The organism is Rhodococcus sp. NPDC080181 (assembly GCF_040702225.1).
Classification (GTDB): Bacteria; Actinomycetota; Actinomycetes; order Mycobacteriales; family Mycobacteriaceae; genus Rhodococcoides; species Rhodococcoides fascians.
This window is the reverse complement of record NZ_JBFBKN010000028.1, coordinates 19,959-44,117: the sequence shown is the minus strand read 5'-3', so window position 1 is coordinate 44,117 and position 24,159 is coordinate 19,959. Positions and strand designations below refer to the sequence as shown.

The window sequence follows — 24,159 nt, the reverse complement described above, 5'->3', positions numbered from 1 at the left end:
GCCGCTTACCGAGCGTCCGGTGCGCGACCGGCAGAGTGGGCCGTGACGGCCGCCCCGGTTGCGTCGTCGGTGCGGGCGTACGACACCGCAGCATCGGCGGCCGCAGAACCGAGGCTCGCCACCGCTCCCGCCAGGCGAACGACCGCATCGGTATGCGCCAGATGGGTTCCGGTCACCGTGGCCAGAAATTCCTGCCCGATCAGGCCGAACACCGGCGCCAACACGGCGGGCCCGCAGGCAGCGGCGGCAGCACCGGCCGCCGCGATCTGCTCGGCCATGGTCGACGCAGCCGCACCGTAGGCGAGCACCCCCTCGGTCTCGACGACGAGTTCGTCCATGAGTCCCCCTGAAATCGCGTGCGTTCGCGCAGTCGCCGAATGCGACGCCCAACTGGTTCGACGCGACTGCGGGCACATCGGTTCCCACGACTTGCCGTTCACCGTGCGTCTCGGCGATCTCCTCCGCTGGGGCTCATCGTGTGGGCCTCATGGTGCTGGGCCTTATCCTGTGAGACATGGATACACACGTGGTCGACCACCCACTGGCCGCCGCCCTGCTCACCACCATGCGGGACGAGCGGAGCGACAACGCCACGTTCCGCACTGCGCTCCGCCAGCTCACCCACATGCTGGTGTACGAGGCCACCAGGGACGCCGACATCGACACGTTCGAGGTACGTACTCCCGTCGCAGTCACCCAGGGCACCCGGTTGGCTCGTCCGCCGCTGCTCGTGCCCGTACTGCGTGCCGGTCTCGGCATGGTGGAGAAGGCGAGCGGTCTGATTCCACAGTCTCGCGTCGGGTTCGTCGGGATGGCCAGGGACGAGCAGACGCATCAGCCGGTGCCCTACATGGAGTCCCTGCCCGACGACCTGTCCCAGACTCCGGTCTATGTGCTCGACCCCATGCTGGCGACCGGCGGATCGATGGTGCACACGATCGAGCTGCTCGTCGGACGCGGCGCAACCGATGTCACTGCCATCTGCGTCGTGGCCGCCCCCGAAGGCGTCGCAGCGCTCGAAGCATCGGGACTCCCGGTGCGACTCGTTGCCGCGAGCATCGACGACGGACTCAACGACAATGCCTTCATCGTCCCGGGCCTCGGCGACGCGGGCGACCGTCAGTTCGGGCCCCGCTGATTCGCTCCGGTGCAACCCTGCTCGCGCTCGGGGTGTCCTGGCCCTCCGCCGGTCCTGACACCCCGCGGTTGCGCCTGCTCGACATCGAGGCCGAGCAGGTCGAGTTTCAGGAGCTGGTGGGTAACACACTGAGCTACCGCGCTCTCGGCGGTGCGGCAGACCGATACTGCACGGGCCGAACGGCATTCACTGCGGACGGGCCGCCGCGGTACGTTCCGTGCCCGGGCCGGGAGCCGGCCGTCGGATCGAGCCAGTGTGCACGGTGCGCGGACAAGGACGTGTTTCGTTTCGTTCATACCGTGCACCGCAGCGGATTCGTCTCGCGTGATCTGGAAAAGCATGTCATGGCACCGCATTGGCTCTACCTGGCGGCGTTTGCCAACGGCACCTTCAAGATCGGGACGGCCGCGCAGACTCGCAAATGGGGTCGGCTGGCCGAGCAGGGGGCTATCTGTGCGCAGTACGTCGCGCACGCGGACGACGGCAAGGCCGTGCGTGTCGCCGAGGACCTGGTGACCGAAAGGCTCGGACTACGGCAGGCCGTACGGTCGGCGACGAAAGCAGCATCGCTGTGCGTGCCACTCGATCTCGACCGGTTGGAGGCAGGCACTGCCGCGCGTGCGGAGCAGGTCCGTCAGCTGTTGACCGACGCCGCGATCGGCGGATGTCGGCCGATCGCGGAGCGGTGGACTCCGCCTGCGGGGCGGGAAACATTGAGCGAAAACGATACTCGGGTTGCCTACCCCGCCGATGTCGCAACCGGCTCTCATGGACTGCAGATCAGGACATGCGTCGGGCAGGCGGTGATCGCCTCGGTCGACGAGCAGACCTACGTCGCGGATCTGGCGGCATTGAAGGGTCGGCGCATCGAACTCGGGGCCTTCACGTCCGATCTGCCTGCGGTGCAGTCGGCACTGTTCTGAGTTACAGCTCTTTTGCGAACGCGGAGAGCTGGGCCAGGAGTTCGTACGCCGTCGCTCTCGCCCTCGCCAGATCCTGCCGGTCCGAGACGGGCTCGACGACCTCGAGGTACGCCTTGAGCTTGGGTTCGGTCCCGGACGGTCGCACGATGACCCGGAGTCCGGATCCCGCGATTTCGACTGCGTCGGTGCGCAACTCGTCGTCCCGGTCGGCGTAGTCCATGACAGTCACCGTGCGTCCGGCCAGCTCGGTCGGCGGCGTGCTGCGCAGTCGGCGCATCATGTCCCCGATGTCGGTGAGATCCTGCACTCGGCGCGACACCTGCGCACCGCTGTGGACTCCGAATTCGACGGCGAGGTCGTCGAGTACGTCGAGTAGCGTGCGTCCGTCCTGCTTCAGCGCTGCCGCGAGGTCCGCCAGTACGACGGCGGCAGAAATCCCGTCCTTGTCCCGCACCACATTCGGATCTACGCAGTGACCGATCGCTTCTTCGTAGGCGTACACGAGGCCGTCTCCGGCGCGCACGAGCCATTTGAAACCGGTCAGTGTGCGGGCATAGCGCGCGCCGCGGGCCGGTGCCAGTGCCGAGAGCAGCTGCGAGGACACGATGGTATTGGCCACCAGTGAGCCGGGCGGCGCGTCACGCAGCAGGTAGTCGGCCAGCAGAGCGCCGGTTTCGTCCCCGGTCAGCATCCGCCAACCGTGAGCGTCTCGGACTCCGACTGCGCAGCGATCGGCATCGGGGTCGAGTGCGACGGCGAGGTCGGCGCCGGTCTCGGCCGCCAGCGCGAGAACCGCGTCCGCAGCACCCGGCTCTTCCGGGTTGGGGAAGGTCACCGTCGGGAAGGACGGATCGGGCTCGAACTGCTCCTCGACCACCCGGATGTCGCGGAACCCAGCGCCGCGCAGTGCCGCCACGGCGAGTTCTCCGCCGACGCCGTGCAGTGCGGTCAGGGCGATACGAACATCGCGTGATCTCGAACGGGGCAGTCTCACAACCGAATCGAGGTAGCGCGACGCGATGTCCGAGCCGCTGGGCTCGACGGCTGTGCGAGGCACGTCGACTGCATCTGCACTGGCGTCGATGAGCGCCTCGATCTGGGCATCGCTCGGCGGAACCAACTGCGACCCGCCCCGCAGATACACCTTGTACCCGTTGTCGGCGGCCGGGTTGTGCGAGGCGGTGATCTGCACCCCCAGCTCGGCATCGAGCGCCCGTACGGCGAAGGCGACAACGGGCGTGGGGAGTGGTCGAGGGAGAAGGACCACCGAAAATCCCTGCGCGGCCAACGTTTCCGCCGCTGCGAAGGCGAACTGTTCCGAACCGGTGCGCGCGTCACGGCCCACCACGACGGTGGATCCGCCGAGGCCCTGCCCGAGCAGCCACGCTGCGATACCGGCGGTTGCTCGCACGACCACGGCGACGTTCATGCCGTTCGGGCCGGCGCGCACCGGCCCTCGGAGGCCGGCGGTGCCGAAGGTCAACGGACCGCTGAATCGGTCCGCGAGTTCGGAATCGGAGAGGCCGTCGAGTTCGTCGCGGCTCGCCGGATCGGGATCTCCCGCGATCCAGCGTTGCACACGCTCGGTGAGATCCTCGATCACAGTCGGGTGACCAACTCGTGCAGCAGAGCGCCCATCCGAGCTGCCGAATCCTTGCCCGCAGCGAGCACTTCGGAGTGATCGAGGTGTTCTCCGGTCATGCCGGCAGCGAGGTTGGTGACCAACGAAATTCCCAGCACGCGAGCACCCTTTGCACGGGCGGCAATCGTCTCGTGCACCGTCGACATGCCCACCAGATCTGCACCGAACGTGCGCAGCATCTTGATTTCGGCAGGCGTCTCGTAGTGAGGGCCCGGCAGTCCCGCGTAGACGCCGTCCTCGAGAGACGGATCGATCTCGGCCGCGAGAGCGCGGAGTTCGGGTGAGTAGGCACCGACGAGATCGACGAATTCGGCGCCGACGAGCGGCGAACGGGCGGTCAGGTTGAGGTGATCGGAAATCAGAACGGGTTGGCCGACGCTCATGCCTTCACGGATGCCGCCGGCGGCGTTGGTGAGGACGACGGTCGTCGCGCCTGCCGCGATCGCGGTGCGCACCGGGTGCACGACGCGTCGGAGGTCGTGACCCTCGTATGCGTGCGTACGGCCCTGAAGTAACAGAGTGTGGGTTCCGCCCACGTCCACCGAGGTGATCGTGCCGGAATGGCCCGACGCGGACGGCGGCGCGAAGCCGGGGAGATCGGCCATGCGCACGGTCGCGGTGGGGGAGCCGAAGACATCTGCGGCCGCCTGCCAGCCGGAGCCGAGGACGATGGCGACGGCATGGGTGTCGATGCCGGTCGCTGCAGCGAGAGCATCGGCGGCGGTGCGCGCCGCCGCATCGGGATCGGTCACGGGATCGGTTGCTCGTGCGTCGGAAGTTGCCACGATGAACAACAGTATGAGATCGCTGCGATGGATGTGGAACCGAGACGGTGCGACCGGGAAGTTACCGCCGAGTAGTATCCGCTGCATGCCTTATCTCGAACGCGACGGTGATGTCCACATCTTGTTCCTCGGTGCCCAGGAGGGCGCGGGCAATCCAGAGAACAGGTTCAACCCCGACTGGATAGATGCCGTCCATGCACTGCTCGACGAGGTCGAGGCATCGACCGGTCCGGCCGCGCTGGTCACCACCTCGGCAGGCAAGTTCTACAGCAACGGACTCGATACCGATTGGCTGTTCGCGAACCTGGACCGGATCACTTGGTACCTCGACCGCGTGCACACGCTCTACACGCGGCTGCTGGCGTTCCCGATGCCCACGGTCGCAGCGGTGCAGGGCCATGCGTTCGGTGCCGGCGCGATGTTCGCAACATCGCAGGATTTCCGCATCCAGCGCGCAGACCGAGGCTTCTACTGCCTGCCGGAGGTCAACCTCAACATGCCGTTCACCGTCGGCATGTCTGCCCTGATCAATTCCAGGCTGCCCAAACAGACCGCCGTCGAGGCGATGCTGACCGGCCGTCGTTACGGCGGGGCCGATGCGGTGGCCGCAGGAATCGTCGAGGCCACCGCGTCCGAGGAATCGGTGGTCTCCGACGCCGTTGCCAAGGCGGCGGCGCTGACCAGCACCCGGGGAGCGAACCTGGCCGGCATCAAGAGTCGGATGCACGTGGACCTGCTCGCTGCGCTGACGACGCCGACGGACGACAGCAACTTCAGCTTCGGCAACTAGCCCGTCCGGCACTGTTCGGGCTCGGAGTCGGCACAGCCGTTCCGACACGCCGCCGCGCTAGTGACACACTGTCTCTCGTGATCGACGAACCGAACAGTGCCGCCGTGGGCGAGGAGATCGGCCGCGCGCTCGCTCACGCAACCGACGAACTGGTTGCGCTGTCGCACTCGATTCACGCAGAACCGGAACTGGCGTTCGAGGAATATCGCAGCGTTGCGAAGGTCCTCGACACGCTTCGCGCCCACCATTTCGAGATCGAATCCGGGGTCGCCGGCATCGACACCGCATTCACCGCGTCGGTGGGTAGCGGCGAGCTCGTGATCGGAATCTGCGCGGAGTACGACGCGTTGCCCGAGATCGGTCATGCCTGCGGCCACAACATCATCGCCGCGTCCGCGGTGGGTGCCGCCCTGGCGCTCGCGCCGGTGGCCGATGCTCTCGGCATCACGGTCCGAGTGCTCGGCACCCCTGCCGAGGAAACGGGCGGTGGCAAGGTCCTGATGCTCGAGCGCGGCGTCTTCGACGACATCGGTGCCGCACTGATGGTGCATCCGGGCCCGTTCGACATCGTGGGCGCGACGTCGCTGGCATTGGCCGACGTTGCCGTCAAATTCACCGGCCGTGCGGCCCATGCGTCGGCCGCCCCCGAGTGGGGAATCAACGCGGGCGATGCCGTCACCGTCGCGCAGGTGGCGCTCGGGCTCATTCGGCAGCACCTCTCGCCCGGCCAACAACTGCACGGCATCGTCAGCGACGGCGGCGTCGCGCCGAACATCGTGCCCGGACATGCCGAGCTGCTCTACTATCTTCGCGCGAACAGCACCGAGTCACTCGAGGCGCTGACGAAGAAGACGTTCGCCTGTTTCGAGGCGGGTGCCATTGCCACCGGATGCACACACGAAATCCGCACGGTGTCGCCGACATACGCGGCCCTGACCCCGGATTCGTGGCTGGTGGCGGCATTTCGTCAGGAAATCGAAACATTGGGACGGTCGCCCTTGGCACCGGATTTGGAAGGATTTCGCCCGTTGGGCAGCACTGACATGGGAAACGTGACGAATGTTCTACCCGGAATCCACCCCGTCGTCGGCCTCGATGCCGGAGGGGCGGTGACGCATCAACCGGAGTTCGCCGCAGCGTGTGTCACCGAGTCCGCCGATCGTGCACTGCTCGACGGTGCTCTCGCCCTCGCCGGAACGGCCGCTCGCGCCGCAGCCGATCCACAGACCCGGGCGCGTCTGCTCGACGGTGTGAACGCTCGATCCGCGGTGCAGCGATGAGCGCAGGCGAAGAGGCAGAAGTTCGGATGAGCGCAGGCGAAGAGGCAGAAGTTCGGATGAGCGCAGGCGAAGAGGCAGAAGTTCGGATGAGTTCACGTGAAGCCGCGATCGATCGGTGGATTCAGGCTCACACAGAAGATCTGTCCCTGTGGCGTCGGCACATTCACGCCCATCCGGAACTGGCCCGTCGTGAATTCGCTACGACGGCGTTCGTCATGGAGCAGCTCTCGGCGGCAGGCCTGTCACCCAAACCGCTGCCCGGCGGCACGGGCTTGATCTGCGATATCGGTCCCGACGGCCCACGCGTCGCGCTGCGCGCGGACATGGACGCGTTGCCGCTGCAGGAGATCACCGGTGCGCCGTACACGTCGACGGTTCCCGGCGTATCCCACGCGTGCGGGCACGATGCCCACACCACGGTGTTGCTGGCGACCGGACTCGCGCTGGCGTCGCTGCCGGACCTGCACTATGGCGTTCGGCTGATCTTTCAACCTGCCGAGGAGGTCATGCCGGGCGGTGCACTCGACGCCGTTGCCGCGGGTGCGCTCGACGGGGTGTCGAAGATTTTCGCGTTGCACTGCGATCCGCGGCTCGAGGTGGGGCAGGTGGGAGTGCGTGTCGGGGCCATCACCTCCGCCGCCGACACCGTCGAGTTGCGTCTGGACTCGCCTGGCGGGCACACGTCGAGGCCGCATCTGACGACCGATCTGGTCTACGCATTGGGGACCGTCATCACCGGGCTGCCCGGCATGTTGAGCAGACGAATCGATCCGCGAACCAGCACAGTGATGGTCTGGGGCGCGGTCGTGGCGGGGCAGGCCCCCAACGCCATTCCGCAGACCGGCATGCTCACCGGAACAGTACGGACCGGCGACCACGAAACGTGGGCGCTGCTCGAGCCGCTCGTTCGCGAGATCGTCACCGGTCTGCTGGCACCGACCGGGGTGCGATTCGAGCTGCACTACCGTCGCGGCGTACCGCCTGTGGTGAACGACCCGGCGTCCACGGCCACCTTCGAGAAGGCCATCGGCCGAGTCGGTCCGGCGGCGTTGGCCGACACGGCTCAGTCCGGTGGCGGCGAGGACTTCTCGTGGTACCTGGAGAACGTGCCGGGAGCGATGGCCCGACTGGGCGTGTGGTCGGGGACCGGTCCGCAACTCGACATCCATCAGCCGACATTCGACCTCGACGAGCGAGCCTTGGCCGTGGGTGTGAAAGTGATGACCGGGATCGCATTGGATCCGAACTAGCGGTCGGGCGGTGGTCGTCGCCGCTGACCGCGAACTTCTACGACGTGGTGCCCGGCCCCACGTTGCGGCTGTTCCTGGTGCGTAGGTCGCGCACGTATTCGGCTGGGGCACCGGCAATTTCGGCTGCCTCGGCCATGACCCCGAGGTAGCGTGCCGACGGTAGGCCACCCTCGTAGGCGTCGAGAACGTAGAGCCACGCGAGGACCGGCTCGCCTCCGGTCTCGATGCGCAGCCGGATCTTGCGGTGGATGCCGAGCTCCGAGCCCTCCCACCGATCCAGGCTTTCCTCGTCCTCGTCGGAGACGTCGTAGAGCACCACGAAGACCTGTGAGTCCGGGTCCTCGACGATCGAGGCGAGCGCGCCCTCCCAGCCGATGTCGCCACCGCCGAAGGTCAAGCGCCACCCGTGCAGCCACCCGGTTCCCGACAGCGGTGAGTGGGGGCAACGCTGCAACATCTGCTCCGGATGCATGTTCGATCCGTAGGCGGCATAAATTGGCACGTCGGCCAGCCTAAACCGTATCGCCGCCCGTTGACGCCCCGTGGTGGTGTTTCGGTGCGTCGTCGCAGGTACGCCGAGCGACGGGTGGAGTGAAGCTAGCCTTACCGACGCGCGGAACCGGACACTGCAATACCGTTGACGTGACACAGTACAAAGATTTCAGCACGCGAGAAGAGGATCAATGACCCGGATTGTGATCATCGGTGGTGGTCCGGCAGGGTACGAAGCAGCATTGGTGGCGGCGCAGCACGGCGGACAGGTGACGCTCGTCGATTCCGACGGCATCGGTGGTGCCTGCGTTCTGTGGGACTGCGTGCCGTCGAAGACGTTCATCGCCTCGACCGGCATTCGCACCGAGATGCGTCGCGCAAGCGACCTCGGAATCTCACTCGACCCATCACAGGCAGCCGTCGCGCTGCCCCAGATTCATTCGCGAGTGAAGAGCCTCGCGCAGGCGCAGTCCACCGACATCGCGCACCGGGTCACCTCGGTGGGGGTCGAAATACTGGCCGGTCGCGCCGAGATGATCGACACGCACGTCGGATTGGCCTCGCATCAGATCAAGGCGGTGTTGGCCGACGGCGAGGAGCGAATTCTCGACGCCGATGTGGTCCTCGTCGCCACCGGAGCGCGCCCCCGCGTCGTCAAGGGTGCCGAGCCGGACGGCGAACGCATTCTCAACTGGCGTCAGTTGTACGACCTCGAAGCACTGCCCGAACACCTCGTCGTCGTGGGATCCGGTGTGACCGGTGCCGAGTTCGTCTCGGCCTACACCGAGATGGGCGTCAAGGTCACCGCGGTATCGAGCCGCGATCGCGTCCTCCCGCACGAGGACGAGGACGCTGCCCTGGTGCTCGAAGACGCGTTCAACGAACGTGGCGTCACCCTCGTCAAGCATGCCCGCGCAGACTCGGTCGTCCGCACCGACGACGGTATCGTCGTCACGCTGTCCGACGGGCGCACCGTCGAGGGCAGCCACGCGCTGATGACCGTCGGATCGGTCCCGAACACGTCGGGACTCGGTTTGGAGAAGGTCGGGATCGAGCTCGACAAGGGTGGATACCTGCGTGTCGACCGCGTGTCTCGTACCGCGGTCGCGGGCATCTACGCGGCGGGTGACTGCACGGGTCTGCTGCCGTTGGCGTCGGTGGCCGCGATGCAGGGACGCATCGCGATGTACCACGCCCTGGGCCAGGCCGTCAGTCCCATCAAACTCAAGACCGTGGCGTCGGCGGTGTTCACGCGGCCCGAAATCGCATCGGTCGGCGTCGCACAGTCCGCGATCGATGCAGGCGACGTACCGGCACGCACGGTGATGTTGCCGTTGACGACCAACCCGCGAGCGAAGATGAGTGGTCTCAAGCGTGGTTTCGTCAAAATATTCTGTCGCCCCGCCACCGGTGTGGTCATCGGTGGTGTGGTGGTTGCTCCGAGCGCATCGGAGTTGATTCTTCCGATCGCGATGGCCGTGCAGAACAATCTGTCGGTGAACGACCTGGCCAACACGTTCTCGGTCTATCCGTCGCTGTCGGGTTCGGTCATCGAGGCCGCGCGTCAGTTGATGGCGCACGACGACCTGGACTGATTTCACAATGCGAGAAGTACGTTTCATATTTCGGACGCACATGACATAGTCGAGAGAGCCGACACACCCGTCCGCTCTCTCTTCGACTCTGCGGATCCGCGGGCCGTTCTTCCCGTCCCTGCTTCCCTGGAGTCTCTTTCGTGTCTTCGATTCATCCGCCTGCCGATCTGGCCCGCCGTACCGCAACACTCGACAGTTCGGCCATCCGCGACCTTCTGGCCCTGACCGCTCGCGACGAGATCATCAGCCTGGCCGGCGGTTTACCGGCCACAGATCTCATACCGGTCGACCGCATCGCTGCCGCAGCGGACGCAGTGCTGCGACACTACGACGCAGTGCAGTACTGCGAGACCCCCGGCCACCGCACACTGCGCAACGTGATCGCCGCCAGAGAGAGCGCCGTGCGCGGGGGAGTGACGGTTCCGACTGACACCGTCGTCGTGACGCACGGATCGCAGCAGGCGCTGACGCTGCTCGCGCAGGCGCTGATCGACCCGGGTGCCGTTGTCGTCGTCGACGAGCCCGCGTATACCGGCGCGCTGCAGGTGTTTTCGATTGCCGAGGCGCAGATCGAATCCATCCCCATCACCGACGGCGGGATGGATGTCGACGAGCTCGAAGCGCGGCTGCTCGCCGGCCTGCGGCCCGCGGTGGTCCATACGGTCGCCAACTTCCACAACCCCCGCGGCGTGACGATGACCGAGGCTCGCCGTCGCCGACTCGCGGCCCTGGCCGACCGGTACGGATTCTGGATCATCGAGGACGATCCGTACGGCGAGATCTGGTTCGACACAATCGAATCCGGACCGTCCCCGTTGCCGATCGCGTGTCACAGCGATCGTGTCGTCAGGCTGTCGAGCGCGTCGAAGATCCTGGCACCGACTCTGCGCGTGGGATGGTTCGTTGCCCCGCCCCGAGTGTGCGCGGCGGTGGAACTGCTCAAACAGGGTGCCGATCTGTGCGGTTCCTCGCTGACACAGCTGATGGCGGCCGACCTGCTGGGCGACACCGAGTGGCTGGCGGACCACCTGACCGATCTTCGGCGTGAGTACGGTTGTCGCGCAGACGCATTGACGAGCGATCTGTCCGGGGAATTCGGTTCGGCGCTGGACGTCTCGCGACCCACAGGTGGAATGTTCGCGTGGGCGACCTTTCGCGACGGGACCGATACCACCGAGCTGCTCGCTGCGGCGCTCGCGCACGGCGTCGCGTTCGTGCCGGGTAGCGCGTTCGTGCGCGCTGCAACGTCCACGTCGGCCGAGTACTTCCGCCACTCGCTGAGGTTGAGCTTCGCCGGCTCCACACCGGAGGTGCTGAACGAGGCAGTGCGGCGGCTGAGCGCGGCACATGCGTCGATGACACGGCGAAGCTGAACCGCAGACCAGCCTGCGCTGGTTCTGCGCTCGGCCGACCTGGGGCGGTAGCCTGACGTGGGAGACATCGCGAGGAATTTTCGAGGACAGGGAGCGCCCAGTGAGCAACCGATCGAACACGAAGTTCCTCGGACCCACCCAACGGGTGGAGGCGTGGGACCAGCTCGGACGCGAACAATTCGACGTCGTGGTCGTCGGCGGTGGCGTCGTGGGTTCGGGTGCCGCGCTCGACGCGGCAACACGAGGCCTGAAGGTGGCGCTCGTGGAGGCGCGTGACTACGCGTCGGGCACGTCCTCTCGCTCGTCCAAGATGTTCCACGGTGGCCTTCGCTACCTCGAACAACTCGAGTTCGGACTCGTCCGTGAGGCGCTGCACGAACGTGAACTCTCGCTCTCCACTCTCGCGCCGCATCTGGTCAAACCGCTGAAATTCCTGTTCCCCCTCACCCATCGGGGGTGGGAGCGCCCGTACATCGCGGCGGGTATTTTTCTGTACGACCGGATGGGCGGTGCCAAATCGGTTCCGCAACAGAAGCATCTGACCCGTTCGGGTGCCCTGCGGATGTCGCCCGGCCTCAAACGGAAATCGCTGATCGGCGGAATTCGTTACTACGACACCGTCGTCGACGACGCGCGGCACACGATGACCGTCGCCAGAACGGCAGCCCACTACGGCGCAGTGGTGCGTACGTCCACTCAGGTCGTGGGGTTCCTCCGTGAAGCCGACCGTGTTTCCGGTGTGCGAGTGCGAGATTCGGAGACCGGGGCCACCACCGAGGTGCGTGCGCACGTGGTGATCAACGCCACGGGCGTGTGGACCGACGAAATTCAGTCGCTGTCGAACATGCGTGGTCGCTTCCGAGTACGGGCCTCGAAGGGTGTGCACATCGTGGTGCCGCGCGATCGGATCGTCAGCGAAGCCGCGATCATTCTGCGCACCGAGAAGTCCGTGCTGTTCATCATTCCGTGGGGCGCGCACTGGATCATCGGCACCACCGATACCGACTGGAACCTCGATCTCGCGCACCCTGCCGCGACCAAAGCCGATATCGACTACATTCTCGGCGAGGTCAACGGGGTGCTCGTCACGCCGCTCACGCACGACGACATCGACGGCGTCTACGCGGGATTGCGGCCGCTGCTGGCGGGTGAAAGCGACGAGACGTCCAAGCTGTCCCGTGAGCACGCGGTGGCGCGGGTGGCACCGGGACTCATTGCTATCGCAGGTGGCAAGTACACGACCTACCGGGTGATGGCCGAGGACGCAGTGGATCTCGCGGCCGAGGACATCCCGGCGCGGGTGGCGTCGTCGATCACCGAGAAGGTGCCGCTCGTCGGCGCGGACGGTTACTTCGCGCTGGTCAATCAGGCCCCGCACCTGGGCGAAGTACACGGGCTGCATCCGCACCGAGTGACTCATCTGCTGGACCGATACGGCTCGCTGATCGACGAGGTGCTGGCCATGGCGGACGGCAAACCCGAACTGCTGCAACCGTTGACCGACGCGCCCGCTTATCTGCAGGTCGAGGTGGTCTATGCCGCTGCGGCCGAGGGCGCACTGCACCTCGAGGACGTGCTGTCGCGGCGCACCCGGATTTCCATCGAGTACTCACATCGGGGGATGAACTGCGCGGGTCAGGTCGCAGCACTCATTGCCCCGATCCTGGGTTGGGACGAGGCCACGGTCGACCGTGAGGTCGACACGTACCGGGCTCGGGTCGAGGCCGAGATCGCGTCGCAGCGTCAGCCGGACGACGAATCTGCCGACGCCCTGCGCGTCGTCGCCCCCGAAGCGCGTCAGGAAATTCTCGAACCCGTCCGGACCCTTTGAGTCACGGAACCCGAACCAGCGTCCGCGGTGCGCGAGCAGCCGTCGCGCCGGAGACAGCCATGACCAGCAGGGTGAGTATCGCAAGTGTCAACATACGATCCATGGTGATCGGCGAAGCTGTGAGCAGGCTTGGTCTCACCTGACAGTGAGCCGTCAGATTTTGCCCGGGCGGTGCTGGTCGGGACCGACCGGCGATTCGAGCTGCGCGCGTAAAAACGCCCTTTCCGCCGGCGACGGGTCGAGAGACAGAGCGGTTGTTCGTGCACTTCTGGCCTCCTCGGCTCGGCCGAGTCGATCCAGCATCACAGCTCGACAGGCATGCCACAGATAATGCCCGCCCAGCGAGGCGATGGCATCGAGTGCTTCGAGTCCGGCGGCAGGACCTCGACTTTCCCCGACGGCCACCGCTCGGTTGAGTGCCACGATCGGTGTGTTCTCCACCCCGGACAGCACGTCGTACAGCTCGACGATCCGAGACCAGTCGGTGTCGGCGTAGGTTGGCGCGCCGGAGTGACATGCCGCGATGGCTGCTTGAACGGTGTACCGGTTCGGTGGGGTGTCGCTGCGACGTAGTGCACTGTCCACCCACTGCATGCCCTCCTCGATCGCCTCCCGATTCCAGCGAGATCGGTCCTGGTCTTCGAGCCTGACCAGGCCGCCCTCCTCGTCGGTCCTCGTAGCCCGGCGCGAGTCCGTGAACAGCATCAGTGCCAGTAGTCCTCGAAGGGATGGCTCGTCCGGCATGAGCTCGATCATGAGGCGGGCAAGGCGAATTGCCTCGTCACACAGCTGGGGCCGCACCAGCGTCTCGCCCCCGAGATGCCCGGCGGTGAACAGTAAATACACGGTGGTTGCCACCGCGTCGAGTCGTTGCGGCAACTCCGCCGAGTCCGGTACTCGGTACGCGATGTTGGCGGCGGCGATCTTCTTCTTCGCGCGTGTGAGCCGTTTGGCCATCGTGGCTTCCGGCACGAGCATCAGGCGGGCGACGTCGACCGTGGCGAGCCCGCAGAGGGTACGCAGGCTCAACGCCACCTGTGCCTCGACGGAGAGCGCCGGGTGGCAGCAGGTGAACACCAGCCGCAGCATGTCGTCGCTGATCGAGTCCTTGTCTTCCTCACGCCAATCTTGGTTCAGCAGTGCAAGATTCGCTGCCTCTCGCTCCTTCACGCTGCGGCCGGCCTCGCGTCTGACGATGTCGAGAGCCTTGTTGCGCGCGACGGTCGTGAGCCACGCTCGTGGGTTGTCGGGGACGCCCGATCGAGGCCAGTGGTCGAGTGCGGCCACCACGGCCTCGGAGACCGCATCTTCGGCTACGGCAAGACTGCCGGTGATGCGGACGAGGGTCGCCAACACTCGGCGACCCTCGTCACGGATCGTGGCCGACAGCTGCTCGGCCGGTGTGCTCACTGAGCCATCGGGATGACCGGCCGGACTTCGATTGCTCCGTTCCACGCCGCGGGAATCTGCGCCGCCATCGCGATCGCCGCGTCGAGGTCCGGTGCCTCGAGGAGGAAGAACCCAGCGAGTACCTCTTTTGCTTCGGCGAACGGACCGTCCGTCGTCAGGACGTCACCGCCTTTGCCGCCCGACACACGCACCGTGGTGGCGGTCGACGTGGGGTACAGGACCGCGCCGCCGGTGATCGTCGGTCCGGCCGAGGCGCTGAATGCACCGTATTCGGCCATCTCGTCGGCCACGTCGGGCGAGGTCCAGTCGGCATCGTGGGTGTAGACGATGGCTGCGTATGCGGTCATGGTGAGCTCCTGACGATTCGTCGTGGTCTGCGCCGTTCGCCGACCTACATACGAAGGACGAACGGGGTTCGCCGAAAAGGACACCACGAACAGGACTATCTCGCCACACCTCGAGGTTGGCAGTGCGGGCAGTAGTAGATCTGCCGTTCTTCGAGTGGGTTGTCGCCGATCAGTCCGAACTCGATGGTGGTACCGCACCGCCTGCACGGCTTGTTCTCACGGCCGTACACCCAGAAGTGACGGCCCGCGCGACGATCCCCGGTGGTGACGCGCTGATTGCGATTCTTGTTGGCGGTGATGGTGCGGAAGGACAGGTCGATCATCTTCTTCAGGTCTCCGGAGTCCTCGACCGGCGTGCGGGGATCGACTCCGCGAAGGAAGCAGATCTCGTTGCGGTAGACATTGCCGAGTCCGGCTATGTTGCGCTGATCGAGCAGGGCCAGGCCGATCGGTCGGCCGGGGTCCGACTCCAGATTGGTCAGGGCGACACCTGGGTCCCAGTCGGGTCCGAGTAGATCCGGTCCGAGATAGCCGACAGCGTCGTCCTCGTTCTCGAGGATCTCCAGCACGCCCAGCTCGAATCCGATGGCCTGCGCCTTCTCGGTGTTCAGAATGATCCGCGCTTGGAAGGCCGGACGACGCCAGCGAGCCCCCAGTGCGTAAACGTGCCAGGTGCCTTCCATCTTCAGGTGCGAGTGGATCGAGTAGCCGCCCACTCTGATCAGCAGGTGTTTGCCCCTCGACGCGACAGACTCGACCGTTTCGCCGGTGAAGTCGACTGTGGCGTAACGGGGTACACGAATGTCGCAGGCAGTGAGCTGCTGGCCCTCGAGCGCTGCCCGCAGAGTGTTGGCGGCGCGCCAGACGGTATCGCCCTCGGGCATCTACGTCCTCTCTCGTTCTTCGGTTCTCTTCTTCGTCAGTGGTGCGGTGCCTCAGCGCCGCAGGCGTAGTCCGCGGGGAGTCGCCGAGAAACCGGCCGCGGTCAACGTCTTGGAGAAGTCCGTGCCGTGGATGTCGTGACCGTTGATCCGTTCGACCAGTAACTTGTCCACCCCGCCGCGCTTGACCGTGGTCGCCAATACCGTTGCTGCAGAAGCGATGTCCTCGGTGTTGTCGCCGAAGGTCAGCACCGACTTCCCGCCACGTTCGACGAACATCGTCAACTCCCCACGAACAAGTACGACCAGCGCTCCCGCCTTGCGACCCGGCCGGTGCTTCGTCGTGTCGTCGGTGTCTTCGCCGCCGGCCTTCGGCCAGGGCAGTGCTCCGCCGTACGGGTTGGCCGGATCGCAGGACGCGAGTACGACGGCGGTGGCGTTCTTCTTCGGTTCGTCGTAGCTGCGCAAACGGTCGACGACGTCGGAGGTGGAGAACTGAGCGCCGCCCAGCGAATCGACGAAGTATCCGCGTCGGCAGCGACCCGAATCCTCGAACCCCGTGAGCACCTTGTACATCGTGGCGAACCCGCCGGGGACCCCTTCGTTCATGACCGAACCACGCGTCACCACGCCATAGCGTTCGAGAAGTACATCTGCGGTGGCATGAGCCCGGACGGTGAGGTCCGGTTCGAGTTCGGGCAACCGTGACCACCGACCGCCGGCCGTCGGGGGGCCGGTGCGGGTGGGTAGAGACGGCCGATCGAACTGACGGTAGGAACGCAGGCGCGGGGTTCGACGCGGTGATCGATGACTCGGGGCGGAGCGGGTGGCCGTCGAGTTCAACAGCGCTCGCAGTGGCGCGAACGTGTCGTTGCTCAGTCGTCCGGCCCACACCAACTCCCAGAGCGCAGCCTGCAGAGCCGTGTCGTCGGTGCTGCCGACGGTGTCGGAGAGCTGGCGGAAGAAGTACGCACCGCCGCCGGCGACTGCGTCCTGAATGCGAATCTGCAACTCGGACAGGTCGGATTCGGCGGCGGGCACCAGAGTCAGCGGCGCGGTATCGGCCATGTGCAGGCTCACCCAACCGTCTTTGGACGAGATTGCACCGTGGCCCGCCCACAACACCTCGCCGGTCGAGGTCAACTCGTCGAGCATGGCGGGGCTGTAGTCGCTCACCCGGGAGGCGAGCACGAGAGATTCCCACGCCGACGCCGGAACGGGCACGCCCGCAAGCTGTTCGATGACCGTTGCCACACCGTCGATCCCGCTCAACCGACGACTGTCCACGTGCTGCCACGCCGGCAGGAAGCGGCCGAGCGTGGCGGTGGACACGGGTTCGACTTCCTGCCGTGCCGCCGCCAGAGATCGCCGCCGCAATCGCCGAAGAACCTCCGCGTCGCACCATTCGCTGCCCGTGGCACCGGGACGAAATTCGCCTTCGACGACGCGCTTGTCGACGGCCAGTCGGCGCAGGACGTCACGCACCACGGCGGTACCGACGCCGAACCGCGCTGCTGCGTCGTCGAGGGTGAACGGTCCGTGGGTTCGGGCGTACCGGCTGATCAGGTCGACGAGTGGGTCGTCGACGGGCTCGATGAACGCGGCGGGAGTGCCGATCGGTAGCGGAACACCGAGTGCATCGCGCAAGCGAGCCGCGTCCTCGATGGCCGTCCACCAGTTCTGGCCGGCGAACGAAACTTCCATTGCCCGCTTTGCATCGGCCAACTCGGCGAGCCACTGCGGGAATTCGTCGCCGTTGGTGCGCTGTCCGACTTCCGTGGCGGTCAGCGGACCGAGCAGCCGCAGCAGATCCGCAACACCCTCGATGTCCTTGGCGTGTCTGTCCTCGGGCAGTCGCTGTAACTCGAGCTCGGTGGTGGTGATGACGCTGTCGTCCAGCAACTCTCGCAGCTCGACGCGTCCGAGCAACTCGGCCAGCAGCGCCGAATCGAGAGACAGGGCGGCGGCCCGCCGTTCGGCGAGCGGGCTGTCGCCCTCGTACATGAAAGCGCCGACGTAGTTGAACAGCAACGAATTCGCGAACGGTGACGGTGACGGCGTCTCGACGTCGACGATCCTGATCTGGCGTCGCCCGATGCGGGCCAGGATGTCTTCGAGAGCGGGGAGGTCGTAGACGTCCTGCAGGCACTCGCGCACGGTTTCGAGCAGGATCGGGAACGTGGGGTATTTACGAGCGACGTCGAGCAGCTGTGCCGAACGCTGCCGTTGTTGCCACAGTGGTGCCCGCTTGCCGGGGTTGCGTCGGGGCAGAAGCAGTGCGCGAGCGGCACATTCGCGAAATCTCGACGCGAACAATGCCGATCCACCGACCTGCTCGGTGACGATGTCGGCGATCTCGTCACGCTCGAACACGAACAGTTCCGCGCCGGGCGGCTGGTCGTCGGTATCGGGTAGCCGGACGATGATGCCGTCGTCGGATGCGGTGGGGGCGGCGTCGATGCCGTATCGCTCGATCAGCCTCGCGCCGACCGCGAGGGCCCACGGCGCGTGTACCTGCTGACCGTAGGTGGAGTGCAGCACCAATCGCCAGTCGCCGAGTTCGTCGCGAAATCGCTCGACGATCATCGTCTTGTCGGTGGGGAGCTGGCCGGTGGCCTCGAGTTGTTCGTCGAGCAAAGCGATCAGGTTGTTGACTGCGTTGGCGTCGAGACCGTCGGTGCTCAGCCGCTCGGCCAGGTTGCTGCGGTCGGTGGTGCTCCGCAGAAACTCGCCCAGGGCCCGGCCCAATTCGGCCGGTCGACCGAGGCCGTCGCCGTGCCAGAACGGCAGCCTGCCCGGTTGGCCGTATGCGGGACTGACCAACACCCGGTCGTGCGTGATCTCTTCGATGCGCCAGCTGGTGGCACCGAGTGCGAACACGTCGCCCACTCGCGATTCGTAGACCATCTCCTCGTCGAGTTCGCCTACCCGAGACTGCTTTTCGCCCACCATGTAGACGGTGAACAAACCGCGGTCGGGGATGGTGCCGCCGGACGTGACGGCCAGTCGCTGCGACCCGGGACGGCCGGTGAGAGTGTTGGCGTCGCGGTCCCACACGAGCCGTGGCCGTAGTTCGGCGAACTCGTCCGACGGGTAACGGCCCGAGAGCAGGTCGAGTGTCGACTCGTAGGCAGACCTGGGCAGGGTGGCGAAACTGCCGGTGCGACGGACGGATTCGAACCAGTCCTCGGCGTCGATGGGTTCGAGTGCGCACGCCGCGACGGTCTGCTGGGCGAGGACGTCGAGGGGATTGGCCGGGACGAAGAGGGCCTCGATCTTGCCCGACGTCATGCGTTCGACGGTGACCGCGCAATGGATGAGATCGGTGCGGTGCTTGGGGAACAGCACGCCCTTGGAGATCTCGCCCACCTGGTGGCCGGCGCGACCGACGCGCTGCAGGCCACTGGCCACCGACGGCGGTGCCTCGACCTGGACCACCAGATCGACTGCGCCCATGTCGATTCCGAGCTCCAGACTGCTGGTGGCCACAACGCAGCGCAGACGACCGGTCTTCAGATCGTCTTCGATCAGCGCGCGCTGATCCTTGCTGACACTGCCGTGGTGGGCCCGTGCCAGCAGAGGATCGGCACCGTGGTTGACGTCGGATGCGGTGCCCACCTGAGATGGTGGTTTGTGCTCGGTATCGACTCCGCCGCCGATACGTTCGGCGTACACCTCGTTGAGCCGCGCGGTGAGTCGTTCCGCGAGCCGGCGCGAGTTGGCGAAGACGATGCACGATTTGTGCTCGAGGATGAGATCGACCATCTTCTCCTCGACGTGCGGCCAGATCGATCCCTGAGCCGGGGGAGCGGCGGAGGTGTCCGCATTCGGGTCGGTGACGCCGAGTTCGGTCATGTCCTCCACGGGCACCTGAACCGTCAGGTCGAAAGTCTTCGGAGCGGGTGGGGCGACGATCTCGATGGGAGCGGCACCGGCGAGGAATCGGCCCACTTCCTCGTGGGGGCGCACCGTCGCGGACAGGCCGATGCGTTGCGCGGGCTTGTCCAGCATCGCGTCGAGCCGCTCGAGGGACACTGCGAGGTGCGCGCCACGCTTCGTGCCTGCGACGGCGTGCACCTCGTCGACGATCACCGTATCGACCTCGGCCAGGATGTCCCGCGCCGCAGAGGTGAGCATGAGGAACAGAGACTCGGGAGTGGTGATCAGAATGTCCGGCGGAGTCTTGATCATGGTCCGGCGATCGGCAGCGCTGGTGTCGCCCGAGCGGACTCCGACGGAGATCTCCGGCGGGTTCAGACCGAGACGCTTGGCCGTCTGGGTGATGCCGACCAACGGAGCTCGCAGGTTGCGCTCGACGTCCACTGCCAGAGCCTTGAGCGGCGATATGTAGAGCACCTTGGTCTTGCGGGTGCTGTCCGCACCCAGCTGGGCCAGCTCGTCGAGGGCCCACAGGAATGCCGACAGCGTTTTGCCCGAGCCGGTCGGCGCGACCACCAGGGTGTGCGATCCGCTGGAAATGGACGACCACGCACCGAGTTGCGCCGACGTGGGGGCCGGAAATGCGCCGTTGAACCACTCGCGAGTCGGCCGCGACAGCTTCTCCATGATGTCGGTGCCGATACTGTGCGTGGCCATCCCACCATCATGCCCCGAGGCACCGACAGGTAACCCCGGAGCGCGAAGCTCGTGCGCTGCGGTGTCGTTTCGCCCGATTCGGGTACCCGGTGGCCATGACCGACGACCAAGAGATCATGCAGAAGATTTCCGCGAAACTCGACGCACTGCTCGGCAGCAAGACGAACGGCCTGCAGAACGAGGTGCCGCCGGGTGCAAGCATCCAATCGGACGAGGACGACGCCGAGCACGGTCCACTCGGCCGGGATTACCACTTGGCGAGCAAGTACGCCCAGGCGCTGGCCATCAACGAGCCTCAGGTGATCGACCGTGACGAGTTCGACCGCTTGGTCGCCGAATACGGCTGAGCCGACGCATTCGAGTGAGCCCCGACCCCTGCACGGGATCGGGGCTCACTCGTCTCGGGCGCACCTGGCGAACACCCGGGGCCGGTTCTACAGTTGATGGAGTGACCGAACGCAAGAAGCCAGGAGTCACGTTCGAGTCCTGGGTCGACAAACAGATCCGCGAGGCGCAGGACGCCGGCGCATTCGAAGGACTCGACGGCACCGGCAAACCCATCCCGATGGGCGATCCCGACGACGAACTGTGGTGGGTTCGCGGCTATCTGAGGCGCGAGAATCTGCCCGTCGATGCGCTCTTGCCCACGGCGTTGGCGTTGCGCAAAGAGATCGAGCGGCTGCCCTCGACGTTGATCGGTCTCCGGCGCGAGGATTCCGTACGAGACGTGTTGGACGAGCTCAACGCTCGTATCGTCGAGTGGATTCGCTTTCCTACCCCGCCGATCGTGCCGCTCGGCCCCGTGGATGTCGAGACATGGGTGTCCCGGTGGCGTACCAATCGAGCCGAGGTCGACCGCCTGGAGAGAGAGCACGACGCGGAGTCGGCTGTGACGTCGGGCCGGCCCTCGGCGGCGGACCACGACGGTGCATCGTGGTTCGCGCGCGTTCGCAGCAGGTTCAGCTGGTGGCGCTGAGTCCGATCGTCCTGGCGCAGTAGGCCAGAGCGTCCGCCGCAGTGGACACGAACGGAAGCGCAGCTGTGCCGTCCACGCGAACTCGAGAAGGCAACAGTCCGTCGGGGCACTTCGGTTCCTCGAGTATCGTCCACCCGGTCGCGCGCCGACGCACGCCGCCGACCAGGGTGTCGGTCGCGTGCCGGACTCCGCTGCGGAGCGCAGTGGGGGCGGTGTCGAGGTGCGTGCGAGCGAAGCGCAGTGCGGCGTCGACAGCGTCCACGGTCTGGGTGGCCGATGATCGACCGCGCAGCCCGATGCTCAGGCCGTGGCCGGGGAGGTCGAGTACCACCACGTCGACGCCTGCTCGTGCGATCTCGGCGGCCAGGGGTGTCAGGTAGCGGGCATGCAGACCGGAATCGGCAACCAACACCACCGACTGGTCGGTGGCCGTCGCCGATCGGTGTACTTCGATGTGCACTCGACCGCCGGCGATATCGAGCTGCCGGTGCACGATATCGAGGCCGGCGACGTCTGCGCGGGCGAGCGCGACCGCGTCGGTAGCCGGCCGCAACGCTGCCTCGCAGGCGAGGTCTCGCTCGAGGGCGTCCTGACTCCTCAGCAGCGACTTGCCCTGCAGCAGAATCATCACGGCGGCAGCCTCGTGGGAGGTGAGGGTGGGTGACCAACCGGTGGCGGCACCGAGCGCGGTCGAATCGACGATGGGCTCTCCGGGCGTGACCCACTGCCCGGAGAACGGCGTGAGGCCGAGGGCGAAGGCGATGTTCGCGATACGCGTCGCCGCTTTCTGTGGAACGTCGAACATCAACTGGCCCTGCATCGCAGCGAGTTCGCGCACGCCGACCCAGTCCACCGGACCCAGGTTGTACGGACCGACGAGGTCGGTCTTGGCCGCGCGGTGGAAGGCGTCGGCCATGTCGTCCTGGAACAAGAATTGGTACGAGGCCCGATCCGCTTCCGGGAACGCGCCGATCGGCCCGGTGAACTGGTCGATCCCGTCGTTGGCGAAGTCGGGTCCGACGATGTACGTGCACCGCAACATGGAGATGGTCATCTCACCGGGGTGCCTACGCAGCCACCACTCCGCGTAATGTTCCACCTCGGCTTTGTCGTAGAAGTAATAGCGATTGGGATCGCCTGCTGGATAACTGTTCTCGGTGAGCGGCTCCGGAGCGATGTCGGCACCGTACACATTGATGCTCGAGGCGATCACCACGCGTGACACCCCCGCTCGGTATGCGGAATCGATGACGTTGCGTGACCCGCGCAGGTTGATGTCGTGGGTCTCGGTCTTGTCTTTGAGCTCCTCGACCACGAACGCCAAGTGCAGCACGACGTCGCACTCGGCGAACGTCTCCTCGAGGTCGGGAGAGCGAATGTCCGAGCGGATCGCGGTGAACTTCGGGTGCGTGATTCGGGCTGGGCGACGGGCTATCCCGACGACCGCGTCCACCTCGGGATCCTCGAACAGCCTCGGGAGAATCGCGGCCGCGAAGTCACTGGTGGCTCCTGTGACCGCGATACGCACGCCGCGGTGGCGCTCACTCATGAGGGCAGCTCCGCTACGGCCTCGATGATCTGTTCCGTGGCGGTCGACAGGTGTTCTTCGGTGTGCGTTGCCATCACGCACAGGCGAAGTATGGCACCGGATTTCGGCACGGCGGGATGCAAGGCAGCGCTGGTGAAGATGCCACGGTCGTAGAGGTTCTTCCACAGACTCATGGCCACGAGGTCGTCGCCGATGTGGAGTGAGACGATCGGGGCGGCCGTATCGCCGTGGGGTGTGGACGAGCGGCCTGCGACGTCGAGGCCGGCCGATTGCAGTCCGCCGCGCAGGATCTCGGCGTTGTCGAGTACGCGCCGAGCCCGATCCTTGCCCTCGTCACTTCGGATCAGGCGGACGGAAGCCAATGCGGCACCCACCGCAGCAGGCACACCGGAGGTCGTGAACAGGAAGGCGCGGGCCTTGACCCGGAGGGTGTCTATCAGGTCGCTCGAGCCGGTCACGAACCCGCCGGTGGAACTGGGGCTCTTCGACAGTGACGCCATCGTCACGTCGACGTCCTTGGTGATGCCGAACAGCTCTGCCGCTCCGGTGAGTTCGGGCCCGTAGACACCGAGGCTGTGGGCTTCGTCGACCATGAGCGCTGCGTGATAGCGGATACACAGCTCGGAGACGACGTCGAGCGGTGCCAGGTCGCCCTCCATGGAGTACAGACCGTCGACGATCACCAGCACGGCTCCGTCGTCGACGACGGGTTGCTGGAGTTTGGCTTCGAGATCGGCCATGTCGTTGTGCTTGAACTTGACCACCGACGCGCCCGAGAGGGTGCTGCCGTCGCGAATCGATGCGTGGGCCGCCGAATCGACGATCACCGTGTCACCGGGGCCGACGATCGCACTGATCGTTCCGAGGTTCGTCTGGTAGCCCGTGGTGAAGACGAGTGCGTCGTCCGTTCCGTGCCACTGGGCGATCTCGTGCTCGAGTTCGAGGTGGAGGTCCAGAGTGCCGTTGAGCAAACGACTTCCGGTGACTGCGCTGCCGAATGTGTCGAGCGCGTGCTGGGCACCCTCGACAACCTTGGGATGGTCGGCAATGCCGAGGTAATTGTTGGATCCGAGCATGATCTTGTCCCGGCCCTCGACGCGAACGACCGGGGCAACGGCTGATTCCATCTTGCGGAAGTACGGGACCACATCGGCGTCTCGTACAGCGCGCAGCAAATCCACGCGCTCGTCTCCGCCGAGTCGTTTCATCAATCTGTTGACAACCATCGTGTACCAGAACTCCTCACAGAGTCGATTGTGGATTGTCGCGAATTCATGAGTTCATTCGGAGCGGGCGGCGCG

20 protein-coding genes are annotated in these 24,159 nt (G+C 66.0%); 10 read left to right on the top strand and 10 right to left on the bottom strand.

Features of this window, described 5'->3' with window-relative positions; genetic code table 11:
• Positions 1–5: 5 nt before the first annotated feature.
• Complete coding sequence (locus tag AB0O58_RS23215; protein ID WP_080733168.1) at positions 6–338, bottom strand: type VII secretion target; 333 nt, start codon at positions 336–338, stop codon at positions 6–8.
• Positions 339–514: 176 nt separating this feature from the next.
• On the opposite strand from AB0O58_RS23215, the gene upp reads away from it, so the two are divergent.
• Entirely contained in the window at positions 515–1,138 is a 624-nt protein-coding gene (gene upp / locus AB0O58_RS23210) for a uracil phosphoribosyltransferase (RefSeq protein ID WP_027496434.1), read from the top strand.
• 32 nt (positions 1,139–1,170) lie between these two features.
• Positions 1,171–2,061, top strand: a complete 891-nt coding sequence (locus AB0O58_RS23205; RefSeq protein WP_230593563.1) for a DUF2797 domain-containing protein — start codon at positions 1,171–1,173, stop codon at positions 2,059–2,061.
• 1 nt (position 2,062) lies between these two features.
• On the opposite strand, the gene AB0O58_RS23200 is transcribed toward AB0O58_RS23205, so the two are convergent.
• Positions 2,063–3,664: a phospho-sugar mutase gene (locus AB0O58_RS23200; RefSeq protein WP_032372736.1), complete on the bottom strand. Its 1,602-nt coding sequence runs from the start codon at positions 3,662–3,664 to the stop codon at positions 2,063–2,065.
• Entirely contained in the window at positions 3,661–4,488 is an 828-nt protein-coding gene (locus AB0O58_RS23195; protein ID WP_045842090.1) for a purine-nucleoside phosphorylase, read from the bottom strand. Before AB0O58_RS23195 ends, AB0O58_RS23200 begins: the two co-directional genes overlap by 4 nt.
• An 85-nt stretch (positions 4,489–4,573) precedes the next feature.
• Here AB0O58_RS23195 and AB0O58_RS23190 point away from each other — a divergent pair, with 85 nt between their 5' ends.
• From AB0O58_RS23190 to AB0O58_RS23180, 3 genes are all read left to right on the top strand, one after another.
• Positions 4,574–5,278 (top strand): enoyl-CoA hydratase-related protein, encoded by a 705-nt coding sequence (locus AB0O58_RS23190; RefSeq protein ID WP_032372735.1) that lies wholly within the window; start codon positions 4,574–4,576, stop codon positions 5,276–5,278.
• Between the two features lie 116 nt (positions 5,279–5,394).
• The gene (locus AB0O58_RS23185; protein ID WP_032372893.1) at positions 5,395–6,558 is read left to right on the top strand and encodes a M20 family metallopeptidase; all 1,164 of its coding nucleotides are present in this window, start codon (positions 5,395–5,397) and stop codon (positions 6,556–6,558) included.
• 86 nt (positions 6,559–6,644) lie between these two features.
• Positions 6,645–7,808: a M20 family metallopeptidase gene (locus AB0O58_RS23180; protein WP_032372892.1), complete on the top strand. Its 1,164-nt coding sequence runs from the start codon at positions 6,645–6,647 to the stop codon at positions 7,806–7,808.
• 37 nt (positions 7,809–7,845) lie between these two features.
• Here the strand turns inward: AB0O58_RS23180 and AB0O58_RS23175 are convergent, their stop codons facing one another.
• Positions 7,846–8,310: a gamma-glutamylcyclotransferase gene (locus tag AB0O58_RS23175; protein ID WP_032372734.1), complete on the bottom strand. Its 465-nt coding sequence runs from the start codon at positions 8,308–8,310 to the stop codon at positions 7,846–7,848.
• Between the two features lie 181 nt (positions 8,311–8,491).
• Here AB0O58_RS23175 and AB0O58_RS23170 point away from each other — a divergent pair, with 181 nt between their 5' ends.
• From AB0O58_RS23170 to AB0O58_RS23160, 3 genes are all read left to right on the top strand, one after another.
• Positions 8,492–9,895 (top strand): NAD(P)H-quinone dehydrogenase, encoded by a 1,404-nt coding sequence (locus tag AB0O58_RS23170; protein WP_027496441.1) that lies wholly within the window; start codon positions 8,492–8,494, stop codon positions 9,893–9,895.
• Positions 9,896–10,035: 140 nt separating this feature from the next.
• Positions 10,036–11,268, top strand: coding sequence for a PLP-dependent aminotransferase family protein (locus AB0O58_RS23165; protein WP_032372733.1), 1,233 nt, complete (start codon positions 10,036–10,038; stop codon positions 11,266–11,268).
• Between the two features lie 100 nt (positions 11,269–11,368).
• Entirely contained in the window at positions 11,369–13,099 is a 1,731-nt protein-coding gene (locus AB0O58_RS23160; protein WP_027496443.1) for a glycerol-3-phosphate dehydrogenase/oxidase, read from the top strand.
• 153 nt (positions 13,100–13,252) lie between these two features.
• Here the strand turns inward: AB0O58_RS23160 and AB0O58_RS23155 are convergent, their stop codons facing one another.
• From AB0O58_RS23155 to AB0O58_RS23140, 4 genes are all read right to left on the bottom strand, one after another.
• Complete coding sequence (locus AB0O58_RS23155; RefSeq protein ID WP_032372732.1) at positions 13,253–14,509, bottom strand: sigma-70 family RNA polymerase sigma factor; 1,257 nt, start codon at positions 14,507–14,509, stop codon at positions 13,253–13,255.
• Positions 14,506–14,856, bottom strand: coding sequence for a YciI family protein (locus AB0O58_RS23150; protein ID WP_032372731.1), 351 nt, complete (start codon positions 14,854–14,856; stop codon positions 14,506–14,508). Before AB0O58_RS23150 ends, AB0O58_RS23155 begins: the two co-directional genes overlap by 4 nt.
• Before the next feature lie 95 nt (positions 14,857–14,951).
• Positions 14,952–15,740, bottom strand: a complete 789-nt coding sequence (locus AB0O58_RS23145) for a DNA-formamidopyrimidine glycosylase family protein (protein ID WP_032372730.1) — start codon at positions 15,738–15,740, stop codon at positions 14,952–14,954.
• A 51-nt stretch (positions 15,741–15,791) separates the two neighbouring features.
• Positions 15,792–20,333, bottom strand: coding sequence for an ATP-dependent helicase (locus AB0O58_RS23140; RefSeq protein ID WP_366238848.1), 4,542 nt, complete (start codon positions 20,331–20,333; stop codon positions 15,792–15,794).
• Between the two features lie 95 nt (positions 20,334–20,428).
• On the opposite strand from AB0O58_RS23140, the gene AB0O58_RS23135 reads away from it, so the two are divergent.
• Together AB0O58_RS23135 and AB0O58_RS23130 are read left to right on the top strand one after the other, a co-directional pair.
• On the top strand, positions 20,429–20,680 hold the full coding sequence (locus AB0O58_RS23135) for a hypothetical protein (protein WP_027496446.1): 252 nt from the start codon (positions 20,429–20,431) through the stop codon (positions 20,678–20,680).
• A 101-nt stretch (positions 20,681–20,781) separates the two neighbouring features.
• Positions 20,782–21,309 (top strand): DUF1992 domain-containing protein, encoded by a 528-nt coding sequence (locus AB0O58_RS23130; RefSeq protein WP_032372728.1) that lies wholly within the window; start codon positions 20,782–20,784, stop codon positions 21,307–21,309.
• Here the strand turns inward: AB0O58_RS23130 and AB0O58_RS23125 are convergent.
• Positions 21,293–22,858 (bottom strand): NAD-dependent epimerase/dehydratase family protein, encoded by a 1,566-nt coding sequence (locus AB0O58_RS23125; protein ID WP_032372727.1) that lies wholly within the window; start codon positions 22,856–22,858, stop codon positions 21,293–21,295. The genes AB0O58_RS23130 and AB0O58_RS23125 overlap by 17 nt on opposite strands.
• A complete protein-coding gene (locus tag AB0O58_RS23120; RefSeq protein ID WP_027496449.1) occupies positions 22,855–24,084 on the bottom strand; it encodes an aminotransferase class I/II-fold pyridoxal phosphate-dependent enzyme in 1,230 nt (409 codons plus the stop codon). The genes AB0O58_RS23125 and AB0O58_RS23120 overlap by 4 nt, the downstream gene beginning before the upstream one ends.
• Positions 24,085–24,159 lie beyond the last annotated feature (75 nt).

Excerpts from the sequence above, each read along its gene's own strand:
- AB0O58_RS23125 (WP_032372727.1), bottom strand. The coding sequence starts at position 22,858 with ATGAGTGAGCGCCACCGCGGCGTGCGTATCGCGGTCACAGGAGCCACC.
- AB0O58_RS23170 (WP_027496441.1), top strand. The coding sequence starts at position 8,492 with ATGACCCGGATTGTGATCATCGGTGGTGGTCCGGCAGGGTACGAAGCA.
- AB0O58_RS23180 (WP_032372892.1), top strand. The coding sequence starts at position 6,645 with ATGAGTTCACGTGAAGCCGCGATCGATCGGTGGATTCAGGCTCACACA.
- AB0O58_RS23135 (WP_027496446.1), top strand. The coding sequence starts at position 20,429 with ATGACCGACGACCAAGAGATCATGCAGAAGATTTCCGCGAAACTCGAC.
- upp (WP_027496434.1), top strand. The coding sequence starts at position 515 with ATGGATACACACGTGGTCGACCACCCACTGGCCGCCGCCCTGCTCACC.
- AB0O58_RS23145 (WP_032372730.1), bottom strand. The coding sequence starts at position 15,740 with ATGCCCGAGGGCGATACCGTCTGGCGCGCCGCCAACACTCTGCGGGCA.
- AB0O58_RS23120 (WP_027496449.1), bottom strand. The coding sequence starts at position 24,084 with ATGGTTGTCAACAGATTGATGAAACGACTCGGCGGAGACGAGCGCGTG.
- AB0O58_RS23190 (WP_032372735.1), top strand. The coding sequence starts at position 4,574 with ATGCCTTATCTCGAACGCGACGGTGATGTCCACATCTTGTTCCTCGGT.
- AB0O58_RS23150 (WP_032372731.1), bottom strand. The coding sequence starts at position 14,856 with ATGACCGCATACGCAGCCATCGTCTACACCCACGATGCCGACTGGACC.
- AB0O58_RS23215 (WP_080733168.1), bottom strand. The coding sequence starts at position 338 with ATGGACGAACTCGTCGTCGAGACCGAGGGGGTGCTCGCCTACGGTGCG.
- AB0O58_RS23140 (WP_366238848.1), bottom strand. The coding sequence starts at position 20,333 with ATGGCCACGCACAGTATCGGCACCGACATCATGGAGAAGCTGTCGCGG.